Origin of the sequence: Pseudomonas sp. GR 6-02 (assembly GCF_001655615.1) — a bacterium.
Taxonomy (GTDB): Bacteria; Pseudomonadota; Gammaproteobacteria; order Pseudomonadales; family Pseudomonadaceae; genus Aquipseudomonas.
In genome coordinates this window covers 372422-388175 of sequence record NZ_CP011567.1, presented here as the reverse complement: position 1 = coordinate 388175, position 15754 = coordinate 372422, and the positions used below count along the sequence as shown (strand labels likewise).

Sequence of the window (15754 nt, the reverse complement as noted above, 5' to 3'; positions counted from 1 at the left end):
GGCAAAATGATTCCCCAACAGGCCGCGGACAAGTCTCTACCTAAGTCAAAATGGACCAACGAACGCTGATCCCCGTAGCGCGCGATTATCTAGTAGGCCGCGTTACAACGCATCAGGGGGAAGCAAGTATTTATCGGGAAAAGCCTCTGTTTTCAGCCGAAATGCCCTTAAAAACATGTTTCAAGCGCTTTCACGTCTGTAACAGGAAGGTTACCGGGCCATCATTGACCAGGTGCACCTGCATATCCGCGCCGAATCTACCTGATGCCACAGTGCCATGCACCTGTTTCGCTTTGCCCAATAGATAGTCGAACAGCGCCTCGCCCAAGGCCGGAGGGGCTGCAGTCGAAAAACTCGGACGCAACCCGTTTTTGGTATCGGCGGCCAGGGTGAACTGCGAGACCAGCAACAACCCGCCGTCCACGTCAGCCAAGGACAGATTCATCTTGCCCTCGGCGTCACTGAATACTCGATAGTTAAGCAGTTTATGCAGAAGTTTGTCGGCGCTGGCCTGCGTGTCGTCGGGTTCGACCGCCACCAGCACCAGCAACCCCTGATCTATCGCACCCACCACCTCTCCCGCGACCTCGACTCGCGCGCCGCGCACGCGTTGCAGCAGGGCCTTCATGCTTCGTCAGGCGACAGGTCGAGCAAGCGACGGGCCATCTGATCGGCGGCGCGCACCAATGCATCGGTGATCCCCGGTTCGGACGCCGCATGGCCTGCGTCGCGGATCACCTGCAGTTCGCTGTTCGGCCAGGCTTGATGCAGTTCCCAGGCGTTGTCCAGCGGGCAGATCACGTCATAGCGACCATGGACGATGACGCCGGGCAAATGGGCGATCTTGCCCATGTCGCGGATCAGCTGATTCGGCTCAAGGAAAGCGTTGTTGGTGAAGTAGTGGCATTCGATGCGGGCGATGGACAACGCACGCTGGGGTTCGGAGAAACGATCGACCACCAGCGGGTTCGGACGCAAGGTCGCGGTGCGGCCTTCCCAGATGGACCAGGCCTTGGCCGCATGCATCTGGGCGATCTGGTCGTTGCCGACCAGGCGTTTGTGGAATGCCGTGAGCAAGTCGTCGCGCTCGTCCAGCGGGATCGGCGCGATGTAGTCCTGCCAGTAATCGGGGAACAGGCGACTGGCGCCACACTGGTAGAACCACTCGATTTCCTGGGGACGGCAGAGAAAAATCCCGCGCAGAATCAGACCGTGCACGCGCTCCGGGTGGGTTTGCGCGTAAGCCAGGGCCAGGGTCGAACCCCAGGAACCGCCGAACAGCACCCATTTGTCGATGCCCAGGTGCTTGCGAATCCGCTCGAGATCGGCGACCAGATCCCAGGTGGTGTTGTTCTCAAGGCTGGCGTGGGGCGTGGAGCGACCGCAACCGCGCTGGTCGAAGGTGACGATGCGATACAGGTTCGGATCGAAATACCGGCGGCTCTGCGCATCACACCCGGCGCCAGGGCCGCCGTGAATGAACACTACCGGCAAACCTTCCGGTGAACCGCTTTCGTCGACATACAGCGTATGGGTTTTATCGACGGCCAGATCGTGCCGGGCGTGGGGTTTGATCTGCGGGTACAAAGTCTGCATTGCGCGCTCCGTAAGGGGTCGAGGTCATCCCTGTAGGGACTTCTATTATTCTGCCGTCCGGCATCATAAACCCGAATTACTTCAATGAGCATGCCCCTTGCAGCGTCAGCGCTTGTCAGCCCGTCTTGTCAGCCAAATAGCCGAGCAGGGTTTCATAGAGTCGGTCGACCTCGGCAACCTGCCCCCGCGCCCGCAAGCACCCGTGAACCAGCCCCTGACCGTAATAAAGCATTGCGCTCACGCCGGCGGCGTTGAGTCGCCCGGCGTAAAGCACGCCGTCATCGCGTAGCGGATCGAACTGCGCCACAGCGATCAGCGCCGGCGGCAGGCCGCTGAAGTCGGCGGCGAGCAAGGGCATCGCATAGGCCGTTGGCTGACGGATACCACCCAGGTACAGCGTGTGATAACAATCCAGATCGCTGCTGCTGAGCAATGGCGCGTCGGTGCATTCGCCGCGTGATGGCAACCGGTGATCACCGCCCAGGCCCGGATAGATCAGCACCTGCGCACAAGGCGCCGGTTCGCCGGCATCGCGCAAGGCCAGACACAGCGCAGCGGCAAGGTTGCCGCCAGCGCTGTCGCCGGCCACCAGCGTCCGCGCCGGGTCGAGTTGAAACGGCCCCGTGCGCAACGCACGCCAGACACTCAGACAGTCATTGAACGCCGCTGGAAACGGATGCTCCGGCGCCAGCCGATAATCGACGGCGATCACCAACACACCGAGCACCGATGCCAGTTCGGCGCAGATGAAGTCGTGGGAGTCCAGATCCCCCACCACCCAACCGCCGCCATGCAGATACACAATGCAGGGCCAACCGTTGGTCGGCGGAGGAACCGGTGGTTGCCAGGCGCGCACCGCGACTCCCGCCAACTCGAAATCGACCACCTCAAGCCCCGCGGGATGTGGCGGGGTAAACGCCCGGCACATCTCGCTGTAGGCCTGACGCATACCGGCGAGGCTGCTGTCGGTGCTGTTGAAGCTGAGGGTTTTCTCGACGAAAGCCGCCATCTGTTCAGAGAGTGGATAACAAGCCATGGACTACAGCCAGTCAGTTCGAAGTTTTTGATTGATAACCTTTGCCGCGGTCAATTTTTGAGACTGGCCTGAACGGTTGCCACGCCATCCTTGCCATCGAAACTGCTGACACCCGCCAGCCAGCGCTGAAGGTCTTCGGGATGATCACGCAGCCACTGTTTGGCGACATCCTGCGGCGTCTTGCGCTCCATGATCGGCACCATCAACTGGCTTTCCTGGGCAGCGGTGAAGGTCAGGTTTTCCAATAGACGGTTCACGTTCGGGCAACGCTCTGCATAGTCCGGCGCGGTCACGGTGGAAACGGTCGCCGCGCCTTCGTTCGGGCCATAGACGTCTTCGCTGCCGGTCAGGTAGGCGATGTTCATGTTGATGTTCATCGGATGCGGGGTCCAGCCGACGAATACCACGAACTCCTTGCGATTGACCGCCCGCTGCACGGCGGCGAGCATCCCGGCCTCACCGGACTCGATCAGCTTGAAGTCCTTCAAACCGAAGCGGTTGGTCTCGATCATGGTTTTGATGGTGGTGTTGGCGCCGCTGCCCGGCTCGATGCCGTAGATCTTGCCGCCGAGCTGCTCCTTGAATCTGGCGATATCGGCGAAGGTTTTCAGGCCGGCGGCAGCGACGTAGTCAGGTACGGCGAGCGTTGCCTGCGCGTCGGCCAGGCTCGGTTTGTCCATGACCTTCACTTGATTGGCAGCGACGAACGGGGCGATGTTCTTGTCCATCGCCGGTTTCCAGTAACCGAGGAAGATATCGAGGCGTTTGTCGCGGATGCCGGCGAAGATGATTTGCTGCACGGCGCTGGTTTGCTTGCTTTCATAGCCAAGGCCATTGAGCAGCACATCGGCCATGCCGCTGGTGGCAATGACGTCGGTCCAGTTGACCACGCCCATGCGCACGGTCTTGCAGGAAGCGGGGTCGTTGGCGAAAACGCTGGTGCTCAGAAGAGCAGTGCCGGTGAGGATTAACAGACAGCGGTTGAACAGTCGTTTCATCGGGAAGGCTCGCTCGGCAGCAGATTATTGTGGGCCCGGTGTCTTTGTGCACCGTGCCCACAACGTTACGCAGCGCCGAGTCGGCAAAAGTGACCTGTGGCGACCGTGTTTTGCACGGTGGCGACTGTCCTGATGCGTTACCAAGGCGAACACTAATCTGTGGCGAGGGAGCTTGCTCCCGCTGGGTTGCGAAGCTGCCCCCAAACCATTCAACCGAGTTTCATCAGATACGCCCGACCAACAGGGTTTACGACGGCTTCGCCGCCGAGCGGGACGGTGCGGCGATCCGACAAGCTCCCTCGCCACAAAGGCCTGTTCGCCACGGGGTTACGCGCTGTAATGCTTTTCGCCCCACGCCAACAGCCCTTGCAGCAATTCCCGGAGCACCACTTGCGTCGGCTCGGCCAAATCCGGGCGATAACGGAACGGCTGGAACTCTTCCATATACGTACACTGGCCCAACTCCAGTTGCACGGCATGAATGTTCTCGGCCGGATTGCCATAATGCCGGGTGATGTGACCGCCCTTGAAGCGACCGTTCAGCACATGGCTGTAATCGGTGTGCTTCGCGCAAATCGCTTCCAGCTGTGTGGCCAACTGTGGATCGCAGCTGGCGCCATTGAAGGTGCCGAGGTTGAAGTCCGGCAGCTTGCCGTCGAACAGGTGCGGGATCACCGAGCGGATCGAGTGCGCGTCGAACAGCAGCGCGTAGCCGAACTCGGCTTTCAGCCGCGCCAGTTCTTCCTGCAAGGTGCGGTGGTACGGCGTCCAGATCTGCTCCAGATACGTCGCCCGTTCCGCAGCCGACGGCTCCAGCCCTTCGCGGAACAACGGCACGCCATCGAACAGCGTCGCCGGATACAGACCGGTGGTGGCGCCGACATATAAAGGCTTGTCGTCGGACGGCCGGTTCAGGTCGATGACAAACCGCGAGTACTCGGCCGCCAGGGTGCTGGCGCCCAGTTCGGCAGCGAATTCATAAAGCCTGGGGATATGCCAATCGGTGTCCGGCAGGCTTTTCGCGTCGGGAATCAACCCCGCTTCCACCGTCGGGGTCAGGCGCAGGCCGGCGTGGGGCATGCTGATCAGCAGTGGCACGCGGCCTTGTTTGAAGTTCAGAACCTTATCCACAACCGCTCTCCTACAGATTTGATTCAACGCCGTGACGCACGACGCGTTTTTCCAGGTCGCCGCCCAGCCAGTACGACAGGTCGGCCGGACGATCGATTTGCCAGGCGACGAAGTCTGCGACCTTGCCGGCTTCCAGCGAACCGTGGGTTTGGCCCATGCCCAACGCGGTGGCGGCATGAATAGTCGCGCCCGCCAGCGCCTCTTCCGGAGTCATGCGGAAGCAGGTGCAGGCCATGTTCAGCATCAAGCGCAACGACAACGCCGGCGAAGTGCCCGGGTTAAGGTCGCTGGCAATGGCGATTTTCACCCCGTGTTTGCGCAGGGCTTCCATCGGCGGCAATTGGGTTTCCCGCAAGAAGTAAAACGCGCCGGGCAGCAATACCGCGACGGTGCCGGACTTGGCCATGGCGATGGCGTCGTCTTCGGTCATGAATTCCAGATGATCGGCGGACAATGCGTGGTAACGCGCCGCCAGGCTCGAACCGTGCAGCGATGACAATTGCTCGGCGTGCAGCTTCACCGGTAAGCCGAGGTTCTGCGCGGCGACGAACACCCGCTCGACCTGCGCTGGCGAAAACGCCAGGTATTCACAGAAAGCGTCTACCGCATCCACCAGCCCTTCGGCCGCCAGGGCCGGGAGCATTTCGCTGCAGATGTGATCGATGTAGGCGTCGGCGCGGTCGGTGTATTCCGGCGGCAAGGCGTGGGCCGCCAGGCACGTGCTGCGCACGCTAACGGGTAGCTCGGCGCCGAGACGGCGGATCACCCGCAGGATCTTGCGTTCGCTGGCCAGGTCCAGGCCGTAGCCGGATTTCATTTCGACGGTGGTCACGCCATCACGCATCAGGCTTTTCAGACGCTTGGCGGCGCTGGCGAACAGTTCGTCTTCACTGGCGGCGCGGGTGGCGCGCACGGTGCTGGCAATGCCGCCGCCGGCAGCGGCGATTTCCGCGTAGCTGACGCCTTGCAGGCGCTGCTCGAATTCGCCGCTGCGGTTGCCGCCGAATACCGTATGGGTGTGGCAGTCGATCAGGCCCGGGGTGACCCAGGCCCCGCTCAAGTCATTGACCGCCGGGTACTCGCCGGCCGGCAGTTCGGCGCGTGGGCCGATCCACTCAATGTGCGCACCGGACGTCACGATGGCCGCATCCTCGATGATCGAGTAGACGCCTTGCGCCATGGTTGCGACGTGGCAGTGTTGCCAGAGCGTTTTCATCCTTGGCCTCCGTTAGGTTATCGATGAGAAAAAATGGGTTCCTGTTCCACCGGTACCGCCTTGCCTGCCGCCGGTTTGACCCACGTCAGGTAGGCCAGCACCAGCAACACAATCCAGACCACGCCGACGATCAACGCCGCCTGGGTATCCGGGAAATAGCCCAGCACGCCGAAGATGAACAGCATGAAGGCAATCGCCGCCATCGGCGCATAGGGCCAGAACGGCACCGGGAATTTCAATTGTGCGACCTGCTCGGCACTCATGGAGCGACGCATGGCCACCTGGGTGAACAGAATCATCAGCCAGACCCACACCGTGGCAAAGGTCGCGATGGAGGCGATCAGCAGAAACACGTTTTCCGGGATCAGGTAGTTCAGCAACACACCCAGCAGCAGCGCGCAGCTCATCACCATCACCGTCAGCCATGGCACGCCATTGCGCGACAAGCGAGCGAAGCCTTTCGGTGCGTGCCCTTGCTGAGCCAGGCCATACATCATGCGGCCCGCGCCGAAGATGTCACTGTTGATGGCCGACACCGCCGCCGAGATCACCACAATGTTGAGGATGGTCGCCGCCGAGCTGATCCCCAGGTTGTCGAAAATCTGCACGAACGGGCTGCCTTGGCTGCCGATCTGCTGCCACGGGAAGATCGACATCAGCACCAGCATCGTCAGCACGTAGAACAGCAGGATTCGCAACGGTACGGCATTGATCGCGCGAGGCAGCACATGCTGCGGGTCTTTGGCTTCACCGGCGGTAACGCCGATGATTTCAATACCGCCAAAGGCAAACATCACCACTGCAAACGAGGCGATCAAGCCGCCCACGCCATTGGGCATGAAGCCGCCCTGGGTCCAGAGGTTGCTGATATCGGTCGCCTGGGCACCGGGCGCATTGCTGATGCCGAACAGCATGATGCCGAAACCGCCAAGGATCATCGCGACGATGGCCGCGACCTTGAGCAGCGACAACCAGAACTCCATTTCGCCGAAGACTTTGACGTTGCACAGGTTCAAGCCGCCGACCACCGAAACGATGCCCAGCACCCAGATCCAGCGGGAAACTTCCGGAAACCAGAAACCCATGTAAATGCCGAATGCGGTCACGTCGGCCATACCGACGATGACCATTTCAAATGCGTAGGTCCAACCGAGGATAAAGCCCGCCATTGGCCCCAGATAGGTGCTGGCGTACTGGCCGAATGAACCGGCCACCGGGTTATGCACCGCCATCTCGCCAAGGGCGCGCATGACCATGAACACCGCCGCGCCACCGATCAGGTAAGCGAGCAGGACCGCGGGGCCGGCCATTTGAATGGCCGAGGCAGAACCGTAAAACAGCCCGGTGCCGATCGCCGACCCCAGTGCCATGAAGCGAATATGTCGGGCAGAGAGCCCGCGTTTCAAACCTTTTGCTGGCTGTTGCATCTCTCGTCCTTAATTATTCTTATTCGACGCTAAATGATCGTTCCCACGCTCCGCGTGGGAACGATCATCAGGGAAGGAGCTATTACAGGCTAGGCAGCAACTTCGCCGTCACCAGGCCATTCAGGCAACGCGTCGCCAACAACTCACTGGCCGCATTGATGTCCGGCGCAAAGAAGCGGTCCTTCTCGTAGAACGGCACTTCAGCACGCAGGATCGCACGGGCTTTTTCCAGTTTTGGCGAGGTTTTCAGACCGTCGCGCAGATCCAGCCCCTGGGCCGCCGCCAACCATTCCACCGCGAGAATCCCGCGAGTGTTCTCGGCCATTTCCCACAGACGCTTGCCGGCAGCCGGCGCCATGGACACGTGGTCTTCCTGGTTGGCGGAAGTCGGCAGGCTGTCCACCGAATGCGGATGGGACAGCGCCTTGTTCTCGCTGGCCAGTGCCGCAGCCGTTACTTGAGCGATCATGAAGCCGGAGTTCACGCCGCCATTGGCCACCAGGAACGGCGGCAGTTGCGACATGTGCTTGTCCATCATCAGCGAGATGCGGCGTTCACTCAGGGAGCCGATTTCGGCAATGGCCAGGGCCATGTTGTCGGCAGCCATGGCCACCGGCTCGGCGTGGAAATTACCGCCGGAGATCACGTCGCCTTCAGCGGCGAACACCAATGGGTTGTCCGATACGGCGTTGGCTTCGATGGCAAGCACTTCGGCGGCCTGACGGAACTGGGTCAGGCAGGCGCCCATGACTTGCGGCTGGCAGCGCAGGGAGTACGGATCCTGGACCTTTTCGCAGTTCTGGTGCGAGTCGGACACTTCACTGCGCTCGCCCAGCAGATCGCGGTAAGCAGCAGCGGCGTCGATCTGGCCTTTCTGGCCGCGAGCAGCGTGAATACGTGCGTCGAATGGCGAGCGCGAACCCAATACCGCTTCGACCGTCAGGCCACCAAGAGCCAGGGCGCCGGCGAACAGATCTTCGCCTTCGAACAGGCCACGCAGGGCGTAGGCGGTGGACACCTGAGTGCCGTTGAGCAGCGCCAGGCCTTCTTTCGCTGCCAGGGTCAGCGGTGTCAGACCGGCGACTTTCAGCGCTTCGGTAGCGGGCAGCCATTCACCTTTGTAGCGCGCCTTGCCTTCACCCAGCAGTACCAGCGACATGTGCGCCAACGGCGCCAAATCGCCGGATGCACCAACCGAACCTTTCAGAGGAATATGCGGGTAAACCTCGGCATTGATCAGCGCGATCAGTGCGTCGATCACCTGACGACGAATGCCGGAGAAACCACGGCTCAGGCTGTTGACCTTGAGCACCATGACCAGTCGCACCAGGGCGTCGCTGATCGGCTCGCCGACACCGGCGGCATGGGACAGCACCAGCGAGCGCTGGAGGTTTTCCAGGTCTTCGCTGGCGATGCGGGTCGAGGCCAGCAGGCCGAAACCGGTGTTGATGCCATACGCGGTGCGGTTCTCGGCGAGGATCTGTTCCACGCAGGCAACGCTGGCTTCGATTTGCGCCGAAGCGCTTTCGTCGAGAGTGATTTTGACCGGTTGCTGATACACATCACGCAGTTGGGCAAGGCTCAGTTGGCCGGGAATCAAATTAAGCGCAGTCACATTCATTCTCCTTTTGAGAGCATTTTTATTAACTAACCAGACGCTCCGGAGATATCCGTTGTCCGTCGCTTCCCGCCTTTTGGAGGGGCCGCGCCTTGGCACGCTGGTGGTTGTGGAAATCAGTTGAGGTTCGGTACAGCCTTGTGCAGCAAAATCGGGTCTTTCAAAACAGCAGCGGCGCTGGCGATGTCTGGCGCCAGCCAGCGGTCCTGGTCGTAGGCCGGAATACGTTCGCGCAGCAGGCGCCACGCGGCATCGGTGCCGGCGCCGAAGCGTTGTTCTTTCAGGAATTCAAAAGCCTGAGCCGCCAACAGGTACTCGATGGCGAGGATCTGCGTGCAGTTTTCCAACGCGCGATGCAGCTTCAGCGCGGCGTTGGTGCCCATGCTCAGGTGGTCTTCCTGCAAGCCCGAAGTGACGTAGTTATCGAGCACCGCCGGCTGCGCCAACTGGCGGTTTTCCGCACACAGCGACGCCGCGACGTATTGCACGATCATCATCCCGGAGTTCACGCCCGGGTTGGCCACCAGAAAGGCTGGCAAACCGCTGACGTGCGGGTTGACCAAGCGGTCCAGGCGACGCTCGGCAATGGAGCCGATCTCAGCCATCGCGATCGCCAGCAAGTCAGCCGCCAAAGCGACTGATTGGCCGTGCGGATTGGCCTGGGACATGACGCGGAAATTGTCCGGCGTGCCCAGCAGCAACGGGTTGTCGGTCGCGGAGTTGAGCTCGGTTTCGATCTGTTTTCTGGCGTGTTCCAGCTGATCGCGGGCAGCGCCATGCACTTGCGGAATCGAGCGGATGCTCAGTGCATCCTGAGTGCGAATACCTTTGCTGTTGGCGATCACTTCACTGCCGTCGAGCAACGCCCGCAGATTGATACCCACCTGTTGCATGCCCGGATGCGGTTTGAGCGCAATGATCTCAGCATCGAACGCGGCAATCTGACCACGCTGGGCTTCGAAGCTCATGGCGCCGATCACATCGGCCCACTGCACCAGGTTCGTTGCATCGGCCAGGGCCAGGCAGCTGAGGCCGGTCATGCACGGTGTGCCGTTGACCAGGCACAAACCATCTTTGGCACCCAGTTGAACCGGTTGCAGCCCTTCTTCGGCCAAGGCTTGTTGTGCAGAAACGATCTGCCCGCGATAGCTGACATTGCCGACGCCCAGCAGCGCGATACCGATGTGGGCCATGTGGGTCAGATAACCGACCGACCCCTGGGACGGCACCTGCGGAGTGATGCCGCGATTGAGCAGCGCCAGCAATGCTTCGACCACCCGGCGGTGAATGCCGGATTTGCCATGGCTGTAGTTGTGGATCGCGGCGCAGAGGATCGCGCGAGTCTGCTCGTCGGACAGTGGAGCACCGACGCCGCAGGCATGGCTGAGCAAGGTGTTGCGCGACAGCTGGCTGAGTTGTTCATCCTTGAGCGAGACGTTGCACAAGGCGCCCAGGCCGGTGTTGACGCCATAGGCGCGCTCGCCGCTGGCGACGATGCGCTGGACGATCGCCTGGGCATTCTCGATCCGCGCCCAGGTTTGGGCCGACAGCTCAAGCTGCGCACCGTGGCGGGCGACCGCGACCACATCCTGCCAACGCAACGGGGCATCGGCGATAACGATTTTTTCAGCCTGGGACATCTAGAGCCTCATACAAAATTCATGGACGTATGACACCTGTGGCGAGGGAGCTTGCTCCCGTTCGACCGCGCAGCGGTCGCAGATTTTCAGGGCCGCTTCGCAACCCAGCGGGAGCAAGCTCCCTCGCCACAAAAACGATCAACCTCAAACCACCGCAGCCCGCCGCTGTACGAACCGGTCTACATACTCATCCGCCGGCGAATGCAGGATCTCTCGTGGCGTGCCGACCTGAATCAGCCGGCCATCCTTGAGGATCGCGATGCGGTTGCCGATGCGCACGGCCTCATCGAGGTCGTGGGTGATGAAGACGATGGTCTTGTGCAGGGTCTTTTGCAGTTCCAGCAACTGGTCCTGCATTTCGGCGCGGATCAGCGGGTCGAGGGCGCTGAAAGCTTCGTCCATCAGGATGATGTCGGTGTCCGCCGCCAGGGCGCGAGCCAGGCCCACACGCTGGCGCATACCGCCGGAAAGCTGATGCGGGTATTTGTTTTCGTAGCCCTTCAGGCCCACGGTGTTGATCCAGTGCAGCGCGCGCTCGGCGCACATCTGCTTGCTCTCGCCACGCACTTTCAGGCCGTAGGCGACGTTATCCAGCACGCTTTTGTGCGGCAGCAGGCCGAAGCTCTGGAACACCATGCTGATCTTGTGCCGGCGAAATTCGCGCAAGGCTTCCATGTCGTATTGCAGGATGTCCACGCCGTCCACCAGGATCGCGCCGCTGGTCGGGTCGATCAGGCGGTTGAAGTGACGCACCAGGGTCGACTTGCCGGAACCCGACAGGCCCATGATCACGAAGATCTCGCCGGTGCCGATGCTCAGCGACAGGTCATTCACGCCAACCACGCAACCGGTTTCGGCCAGTACCTGGTCTTTGGTTTTGCCCTGGCTAATCATGGCCAGCGCATCCTTGGAACGGTTGCCGAAAATCTTGAAGACGTTTTTGACTTCGATCTTGCTGATGGCTGCGTTGCTCATTTGCTCACCTCATGCCGTGCACGACCGTACGCCTGTGTAATGCGGTCGATCACCACTGCCAGAATCACGATCGCCAGACCGGCCTCAAGACCACGTCCGACGTTGAGGGTCTGAATCCCCACCAATACGTCTTCACCCAAGCCACGGGCACCGATCATCGAGGCGATCACCACCATCGACAGGGCCATCATGGTGGTCTGGTTGATCCCGGCCATGATGCTTGGCAGGGCCAGCGGCAGTTGCACGCCGAACAGTTGCTGCCAGCGGTTGGCACCGAAGGCGTTGATCGCTTCCATCACTTCACCGTCAACCTGGCGAATACCCAGATCGGTCAGGCGGATCAGCGGCGGCGCAGCGTAAATAACGGTAGCGAAAATCGCCGGGACCTTGCCCAGGCCGAACAGCATCAGCACCGGGATCAGGTACACGAAGCTCGGCATGGTTTGCATGATGTCCAGCAACGGCATCAACACCGAACGCAGGCGATTGCTGCGCGCAGAAAGAATGCCCAACGGAATGCCGATCAGCACCGAGATGACCGTCGCCACCATCATCAGCGCCAGGGTCTGCATCAGCTTGTCCCAGAGACCGACCGCGCCCACCAGGAACAGCAGGCCGACGATGACCGCCGTGGTCACGACTTTGCGGGTCGCGTGCCAGGCCACGCCCGCCACGATCGCCAGCATCAGCCACCAGGGCGCCGCACGCAGCAGCCCTTCAAGATTGACGATGGCCCACAGCAGGGTGTCAGAGATGCTGCGGAACACGTCGCCGTAGTTGGTGACCAGCGTATCGACCCAACCGTTGACCCAGTCGGCGATGGAAAAGGTAAAGCTTTCGGGAAACATAAGAGACTCTCAATCAAGGGGTTGCGATCAAGCATCCGACTGCCGTTGCCGACAGTCGGAGAGGCTCAACCTACAAGGCCGCGTCGATTTTCTTGGCTGCGTCTTCGCTCACCCACGCGTGCCAGACTTCAGGATGTTCCTTCAAGAAGATCTTGGCCAGTTTTGGCGACTCGATCCGCTCTTTGGCCATACGCCCCAGGTTCTGATTCAACAGGTCGATCGGCAGGTTGACCTTTTCCAGCACGGTCACCAGTTCCGGGGCCTGCTCGTGGAAAGTCTTGGAGAGGCCGACCTTGATGGTCACGCGCTTGTCGACACCCGGTTTTTCTTCCAGTTTGACCACGTCGATCTGGCCCATCAGCGGGGTTGGCGACCAGTAGTAGAAAAGGATCGGCTCGCCACGCTTGTAGCTCGACAGTACCGCCGCATCCAGCGCCGGGCCGGTGCCTGGACGGAAGTTGGTGTAGCTGTTTTCCAGGCCGTAGCTTTTCAGCATTTCGCTGTTATCCAGCTCGCAGGTCCAGCCGGCCGGGCAGTTGTAGAAACGCCCTTTGGATGGCTCTTCGGCGTCCTTGAATACCGCGGAATATTTAGCCAGGTCGGCAATGTTTTTCAGGTCCGGCGCTTTGGCTTCCAGTTTGCGCTTGGCGTCGCCTTCGATCACGTAGCGCGGCACGTACCAGCCTTCGACGGCACCCACCACCGGAGCGCCGACACCGACGACCTTGCCGGCCTTCTCGGCCTTGTTCCAGACTTCGCTGCGGCCGACCCACTCTTCGGCGAACACTTGGATGTCGTTGCTGCTCAGGGCGTTTTCCATGGTGATGGAGTTGCCCGGCAGGCTGTCGGTCTTGCAGTCGTAGCCTTTCTCCAACACGACTTGCAGCACGTCGGTCAGCAGCATGGCGCTTTCCCAGTTCAGGCCGGCGAATTTCACCGGTTTACCCGATTCGCACCAGCCAGCCGCCTGGGTAGCACCGGCACTGGCCAGCAGGCCCATGGAAAGCAAAGTGGTCAGCAGGGTCTTGTTCGATTTCATTGTGTGACGCTCCTAATCATGAGTTGGCTTACGGCAGTCAAGAGGCATCCAGCCCTGTCCACGTCCAATCAGGCCTGCGCTACGCGCGACCCGCCCCGCTTATTGTTGGGTCTGCAACATCGTGATCTCTGCAGGAGCTGCCGCGACAGCTCCTGCAGTGGTCTTTTCTCTTATTTGCCGGTGATCATCGGCAGGTTCAGCCCCTGTTCCTTGGCGCAGTCGATCGCGATCTGGTAACCCGCATCGGCGTGACGCATGACACCGGTGGCCGGGTCGTTGTGCAGCACGCGAGCGATACGCTCGGCCGCTTCGTCAGTACCGTCGCAGACAATCACCATGCCCGAGTGCTGGGAGAAGCCCATGCCGACGCCGCCGCCGTGGTGCAGGGAAACCCAGGTCGCGCCGCTTGCGGTGTTCAGCAGAGCGTTGAGCAGTGGCCAGTCGGACACGGCGTCGGAACCGTCCTGCATCGATTCGGTTTCGCGGTTCGGGCTGGATACGGAACCGGAGTCCAGGTGGTCGCGACCGATCACGATTGGCGCGGACAATTCACCGCTACGGACCATTTCGTTGAACGCCAGACCGAGCTTGGCGCGCAGGCCCAGGCCAACCCAGCAGATACGTGCCGGCAGACCCTGGAAGCTGATGCGCTCGCGAGCCATGTCCAGCCAGTTGTGCAGGTGGGCGTCGTCCGGGATCAGTTCTTTGACTTTAGCGTCGGTCTTGTAGATGTCCTGCGGGTCGCCCGACAGCGCAGCCCAACGGAACGGGCCGATGCCACGGCAGAACAGTGGACGGATGTAAGCCGGTACGAAACCCGGGAAGTCGAATGCGTTTTCCACACCTTCTTCTTGCGCCATCTGACGGATGTTGTTGCCGTAGTCGAACGTCGGCACGCCCATTTTCTGGAAGTCCAACATCGCTTTAACGTGCACGGCCATCGATTGCTTGGCGGCCTTGACCACGGCAGCAGGTTCGGTCTTGGCGCGAGCGCGGTATTCGTCCCAGGTCCAGCCGGCCGGCAGGTAGCCGTTGAGCGGGTCGTGGGCGCTGGTCTGGTCGGTGACCATGTCCGGGCGCACGCCACGACGGACCAGTTCCGGGAGGATTTCCGCAGCGTTGCCCAGCAGGGCGATGGAGATCGCCTTGCCTTCGGCAGTGTATTTGGCGATACGGGCCAGGGCGTCGTCGAGGTCTTTGGCTTGCTCGTCGACGTAACGGCTTTTCAGACGGAAATCGATACTCACTTGTTGGCATTCGATGTTCAGCGAGCAAGCGCCGGCCAGAGTTGCAGCCAGAGGTTGAGCGCCGCCCATGCCGCCGAGGCCTGCGGTCAGGACCCAACGACCTTTCAGATCATCGTTGTAATGCTGGCGACCGGCTTCGACGAAGGTTTCGTAGGTGCCTTGAACGATGCCCTGGCTGCCGATGTAGATCCAGCTGCCGGCGGTCATCTGGCCGTACATGGCCAGGCCCTTGGCGTCGAGTTCGTTGAAGTGCTCCCAGTTCGCCCAGTGGGGTACCAGGTTGGAGTTGGCAATCAGAACGCGTGGTGCGTTGCTGTGGGTCTTGAACACGCCGACCGGCTTGCCGGATTGCACCAGCAGGGTCTCGTCGTCGTTCAGGTTGGTCAGGCTTTCGACGATCTTGTCGTAGCATTCCCAGTTACGTGCCGCACGACCGATACCACCGTAAACCACCAGTTCTTTAGGGTTCTCGGCGACTTCCGGGTCGAGGTTGTTCATCAGCATGCGCAGCGGCGCTTCAGTCAGCCAGCTCTTGGCGGTCAGCTTGTTACCGCGGGCAGCACGGATTTCAACGTCACGAAACTTAGTAGGTTTATTCTCAGTCACGAAAAGAACTCCTCAGCAATCAATCCAAACCAACCCAGGTAGTGGGCGAGCAAGCCGATGGGCATCAGTGCACATCAGCGAATCAGTGGACGATGGTTGAGTCTTCGTGACTCATACACATACGTCTTTACTTGTACATACAAGCATATGCAATCAAGCGGCCAACTTGTTGAATGAGCATCCAAGAAAATTTCTTACAGGGCTGGAAAGCGCCTGGATCAAGGGTTCTGGCGTAAGTGAAATTTTTCGCGGGGATTTATTCGGGGACGTGCCGGTTGTTACTTGAGCATGGTTTTGCGCCACACTGGGGCGTTCGGTAACAAATTGGTGCGCGATGGGGAACGGATTTGCGAGGACGAAAAGCATCGCGGGCAAGC

13 protein-coding genes are annotated in these 15754 nt (G+C 60.8%); all 13 read right to left on the bottom strand.

What is annotated here, in order from left to right:
• Positions 1-190: 190 nt before the first annotated feature.
• The gene (dtd, locus tag PGR6_RS01710; protein ID WP_018929172.1) at positions 191-628 is read right to left on the bottom strand and encodes a D-aminoacyl-tRNA deacylase; all 438 of its coding nucleotides are present in this window, start codon (positions 626-628) and stop codon (positions 191-193) included.
• On the bottom strand, positions 625-1596 hold the full coding sequence (gene pip / locus PGR6_RS01705; RefSeq protein ID WP_018929173.1) for a prolyl aminopeptidase: 972 nt from the start codon (positions 1594-1596) through the stop codon (positions 625-627). Before pip ends, dtd begins: the two co-directional genes overlap by 4 nt.
• A 115-nt stretch (positions 1597-1711) precedes the next feature.
• A complete protein-coding gene (locus PGR6_RS01700) occupies positions 1712-2632 on the bottom strand; it encodes an alpha/beta hydrolase (protein WP_064615905.1) in 921 nt (306 codons plus the stop codon).
• 50 nt (positions 2633-2682) lie between these two features.
• A complete protein-coding gene (locus tag PGR6_RS01695) occupies positions 2683-3630 on the bottom strand; it encodes a choline ABC transporter substrate-binding protein (RefSeq protein ID WP_064615903.1) in 948 nt (315 codons plus the stop codon).
• Positions 3631-3957: 327 nt separating this feature from the next.
• Entirely contained in the window at positions 3958-4761 is an 804-nt protein-coding gene (gene hutG / locus PGR6_RS01690) for an N-formylglutamate deformylase (protein WP_018929176.1), read from the bottom strand.
• Positions 4762-4771: 10 nt separating this feature from the next.
• A complete protein-coding gene (gene hutI, locus PGR6_RS01685; RefSeq protein WP_064615901.1) occupies positions 4772-5977 on the bottom strand; it encodes an imidazolonepropionase in 1206 nt (401 codons plus the stop codon).
• 17 nt (positions 5978-5994) lie between these two features.
• Positions 5995-7404 (bottom strand): amino acid permease, encoded by a 1410-nt coding sequence (locus tag PGR6_RS01680; protein WP_018929178.1) that lies wholly within the window; start codon positions 7402-7404, stop codon positions 5995-5997.
• Between the two features lie 82 nt (positions 7405-7486).
• Positions 7487-9025, bottom strand: a complete 1539-nt coding sequence (hutH, locus tag PGR6_RS01675; RefSeq protein ID WP_018929179.1) for a histidine ammonia-lyase — start codon at positions 9023-9025, stop codon at positions 7487-7489.
• A 113-nt stretch (positions 9026-9138) separates the two neighbouring features.
• Positions 9139-10662: a histidine ammonia-lyase gene (gene hutH, locus PGR6_RS01670; protein ID WP_064615898.1), complete on the bottom strand. Its 1524-nt coding sequence runs from the start codon at positions 10660-10662 to the stop codon at positions 9139-9141.
• A 144-nt stretch (positions 10663-10806) separates the two neighbouring features.
• The gene (locus tag PGR6_RS01665; protein ID WP_018929181.1) at positions 10807-11637 is read right to left on the bottom strand and encodes a quaternary amine ABC transporter ATP-binding protein; all 831 of its coding nucleotides are present in this window, start codon (positions 11635-11637) and stop codon (positions 10807-10809) included.
• Positions 11634-12485 carry an ABC transporter permease gene (locus PGR6_RS01660; RefSeq protein ID WP_018929182.1) on the bottom strand — a complete coding sequence of 284 codons (852 nt, stop codon included), beginning with the start codon at positions 12483-12485 and terminating at the stop codon, positions 11634-11636. Before PGR6_RS01660 ends, PGR6_RS01665 begins: the two co-directional genes overlap by 4 nt.
• 70 nt (positions 12486-12555) lie before the next feature.
• The gene (locus PGR6_RS01655) at positions 12556-13524 is read right to left on the bottom strand and encodes an ABC transporter substrate-binding protein (protein ID WP_018929183.1); all 969 of its coding nucleotides are present in this window, start codon (positions 13522-13524) and stop codon (positions 12556-12558) included.
• Between the two features lie 170 nt (positions 13525-13694).
• Positions 13695-15377 (bottom strand): urocanate hydratase, encoded by a 1683-nt coding sequence (hutU, locus tag PGR6_RS01650; protein ID WP_018929184.1) that lies wholly within the window; start codon positions 15375-15377, stop codon positions 13695-13697.
• Between the last annotated feature and the right edge of the window lie 377 nt (positions 15378-15754).

What these genes read in the sequence shown, in the direction of transcription:
- hutI (WP_064615901.1), bottom strand. Translation starts at nt 5,977, where the DNA reads ATGAAAACGCTCTGGCAACACTGCCACGTCGCAACCATGGCGCAAGGC.
- hutH (WP_018929179.1), bottom strand. Translation starts at nt 9,025, where the DNA reads ATGAATGTGACTGCGCTTAATTTGATTCCCGGCCAACTGAGCCTTGCC.
- PGR6_RS01700 (WP_064615905.1), bottom strand. Translation starts at nt 2,632, where the DNA reads ATGGCTTGTTATCCACTCTCTGAACAGATGGCGGCTTTCGTCGAGAAA.
- PGR6_RS01660 (WP_018929182.1), bottom strand. Translation starts at nt 12,485, where the DNA reads ATGTTTCCCGAAAGCTTTACCTTTTCCATCGCCGACTGGGTCAACGGT.
- hutH (WP_064615898.1), bottom strand. Translation starts at nt 10,662, where the DNA reads ATGTCCCAGGCTGAAAAAATCGTTATCGCCGATGCCCCGTTGCGTTGG.
- PGR6_RS01665 (WP_018929181.1), bottom strand. Translation starts at nt 11,637, where the DNA reads ATGAGCAACGCAGCCATCAGCAAGATCGAAGTCAAAAACGTCTTCAAG.
- PGR6_RS01680 (WP_018929178.1), bottom strand. Translation starts at nt 7,404, where the DNA reads ATGCAACAGCCAGCAAAAGGTTTGAAACGCGGGCTCTCTGCCCGACAT.
- PGR6_RS01695 (WP_064615903.1), bottom strand. Translation starts at nt 3,630, where the DNA reads ATGAAACGACTGTTCAACCGCTGTCTGTTAATCCTCACCGGCACTGCT.
- dtd (WP_018929172.1), bottom strand. Translation starts at nt 628, where the DNA reads ATGAAGGCCCTGCTGCAACGCGTGCGCGGCGCGCGAGTCGAGGTCGCG.
- PGR6_RS01655 (WP_018929183.1), bottom strand. Translation starts at nt 13,524, where the DNA reads ATGAAATCGAACAAGACCCTGCTGACCACTTTGCTTTCCATGGGCCTG.
- pip (WP_018929173.1), bottom strand. Translation starts at nt 1,596, where the DNA reads ATGCAGACTTTGTACCCGCAGATCAAACCCCACGCCCGGCACGATCTG.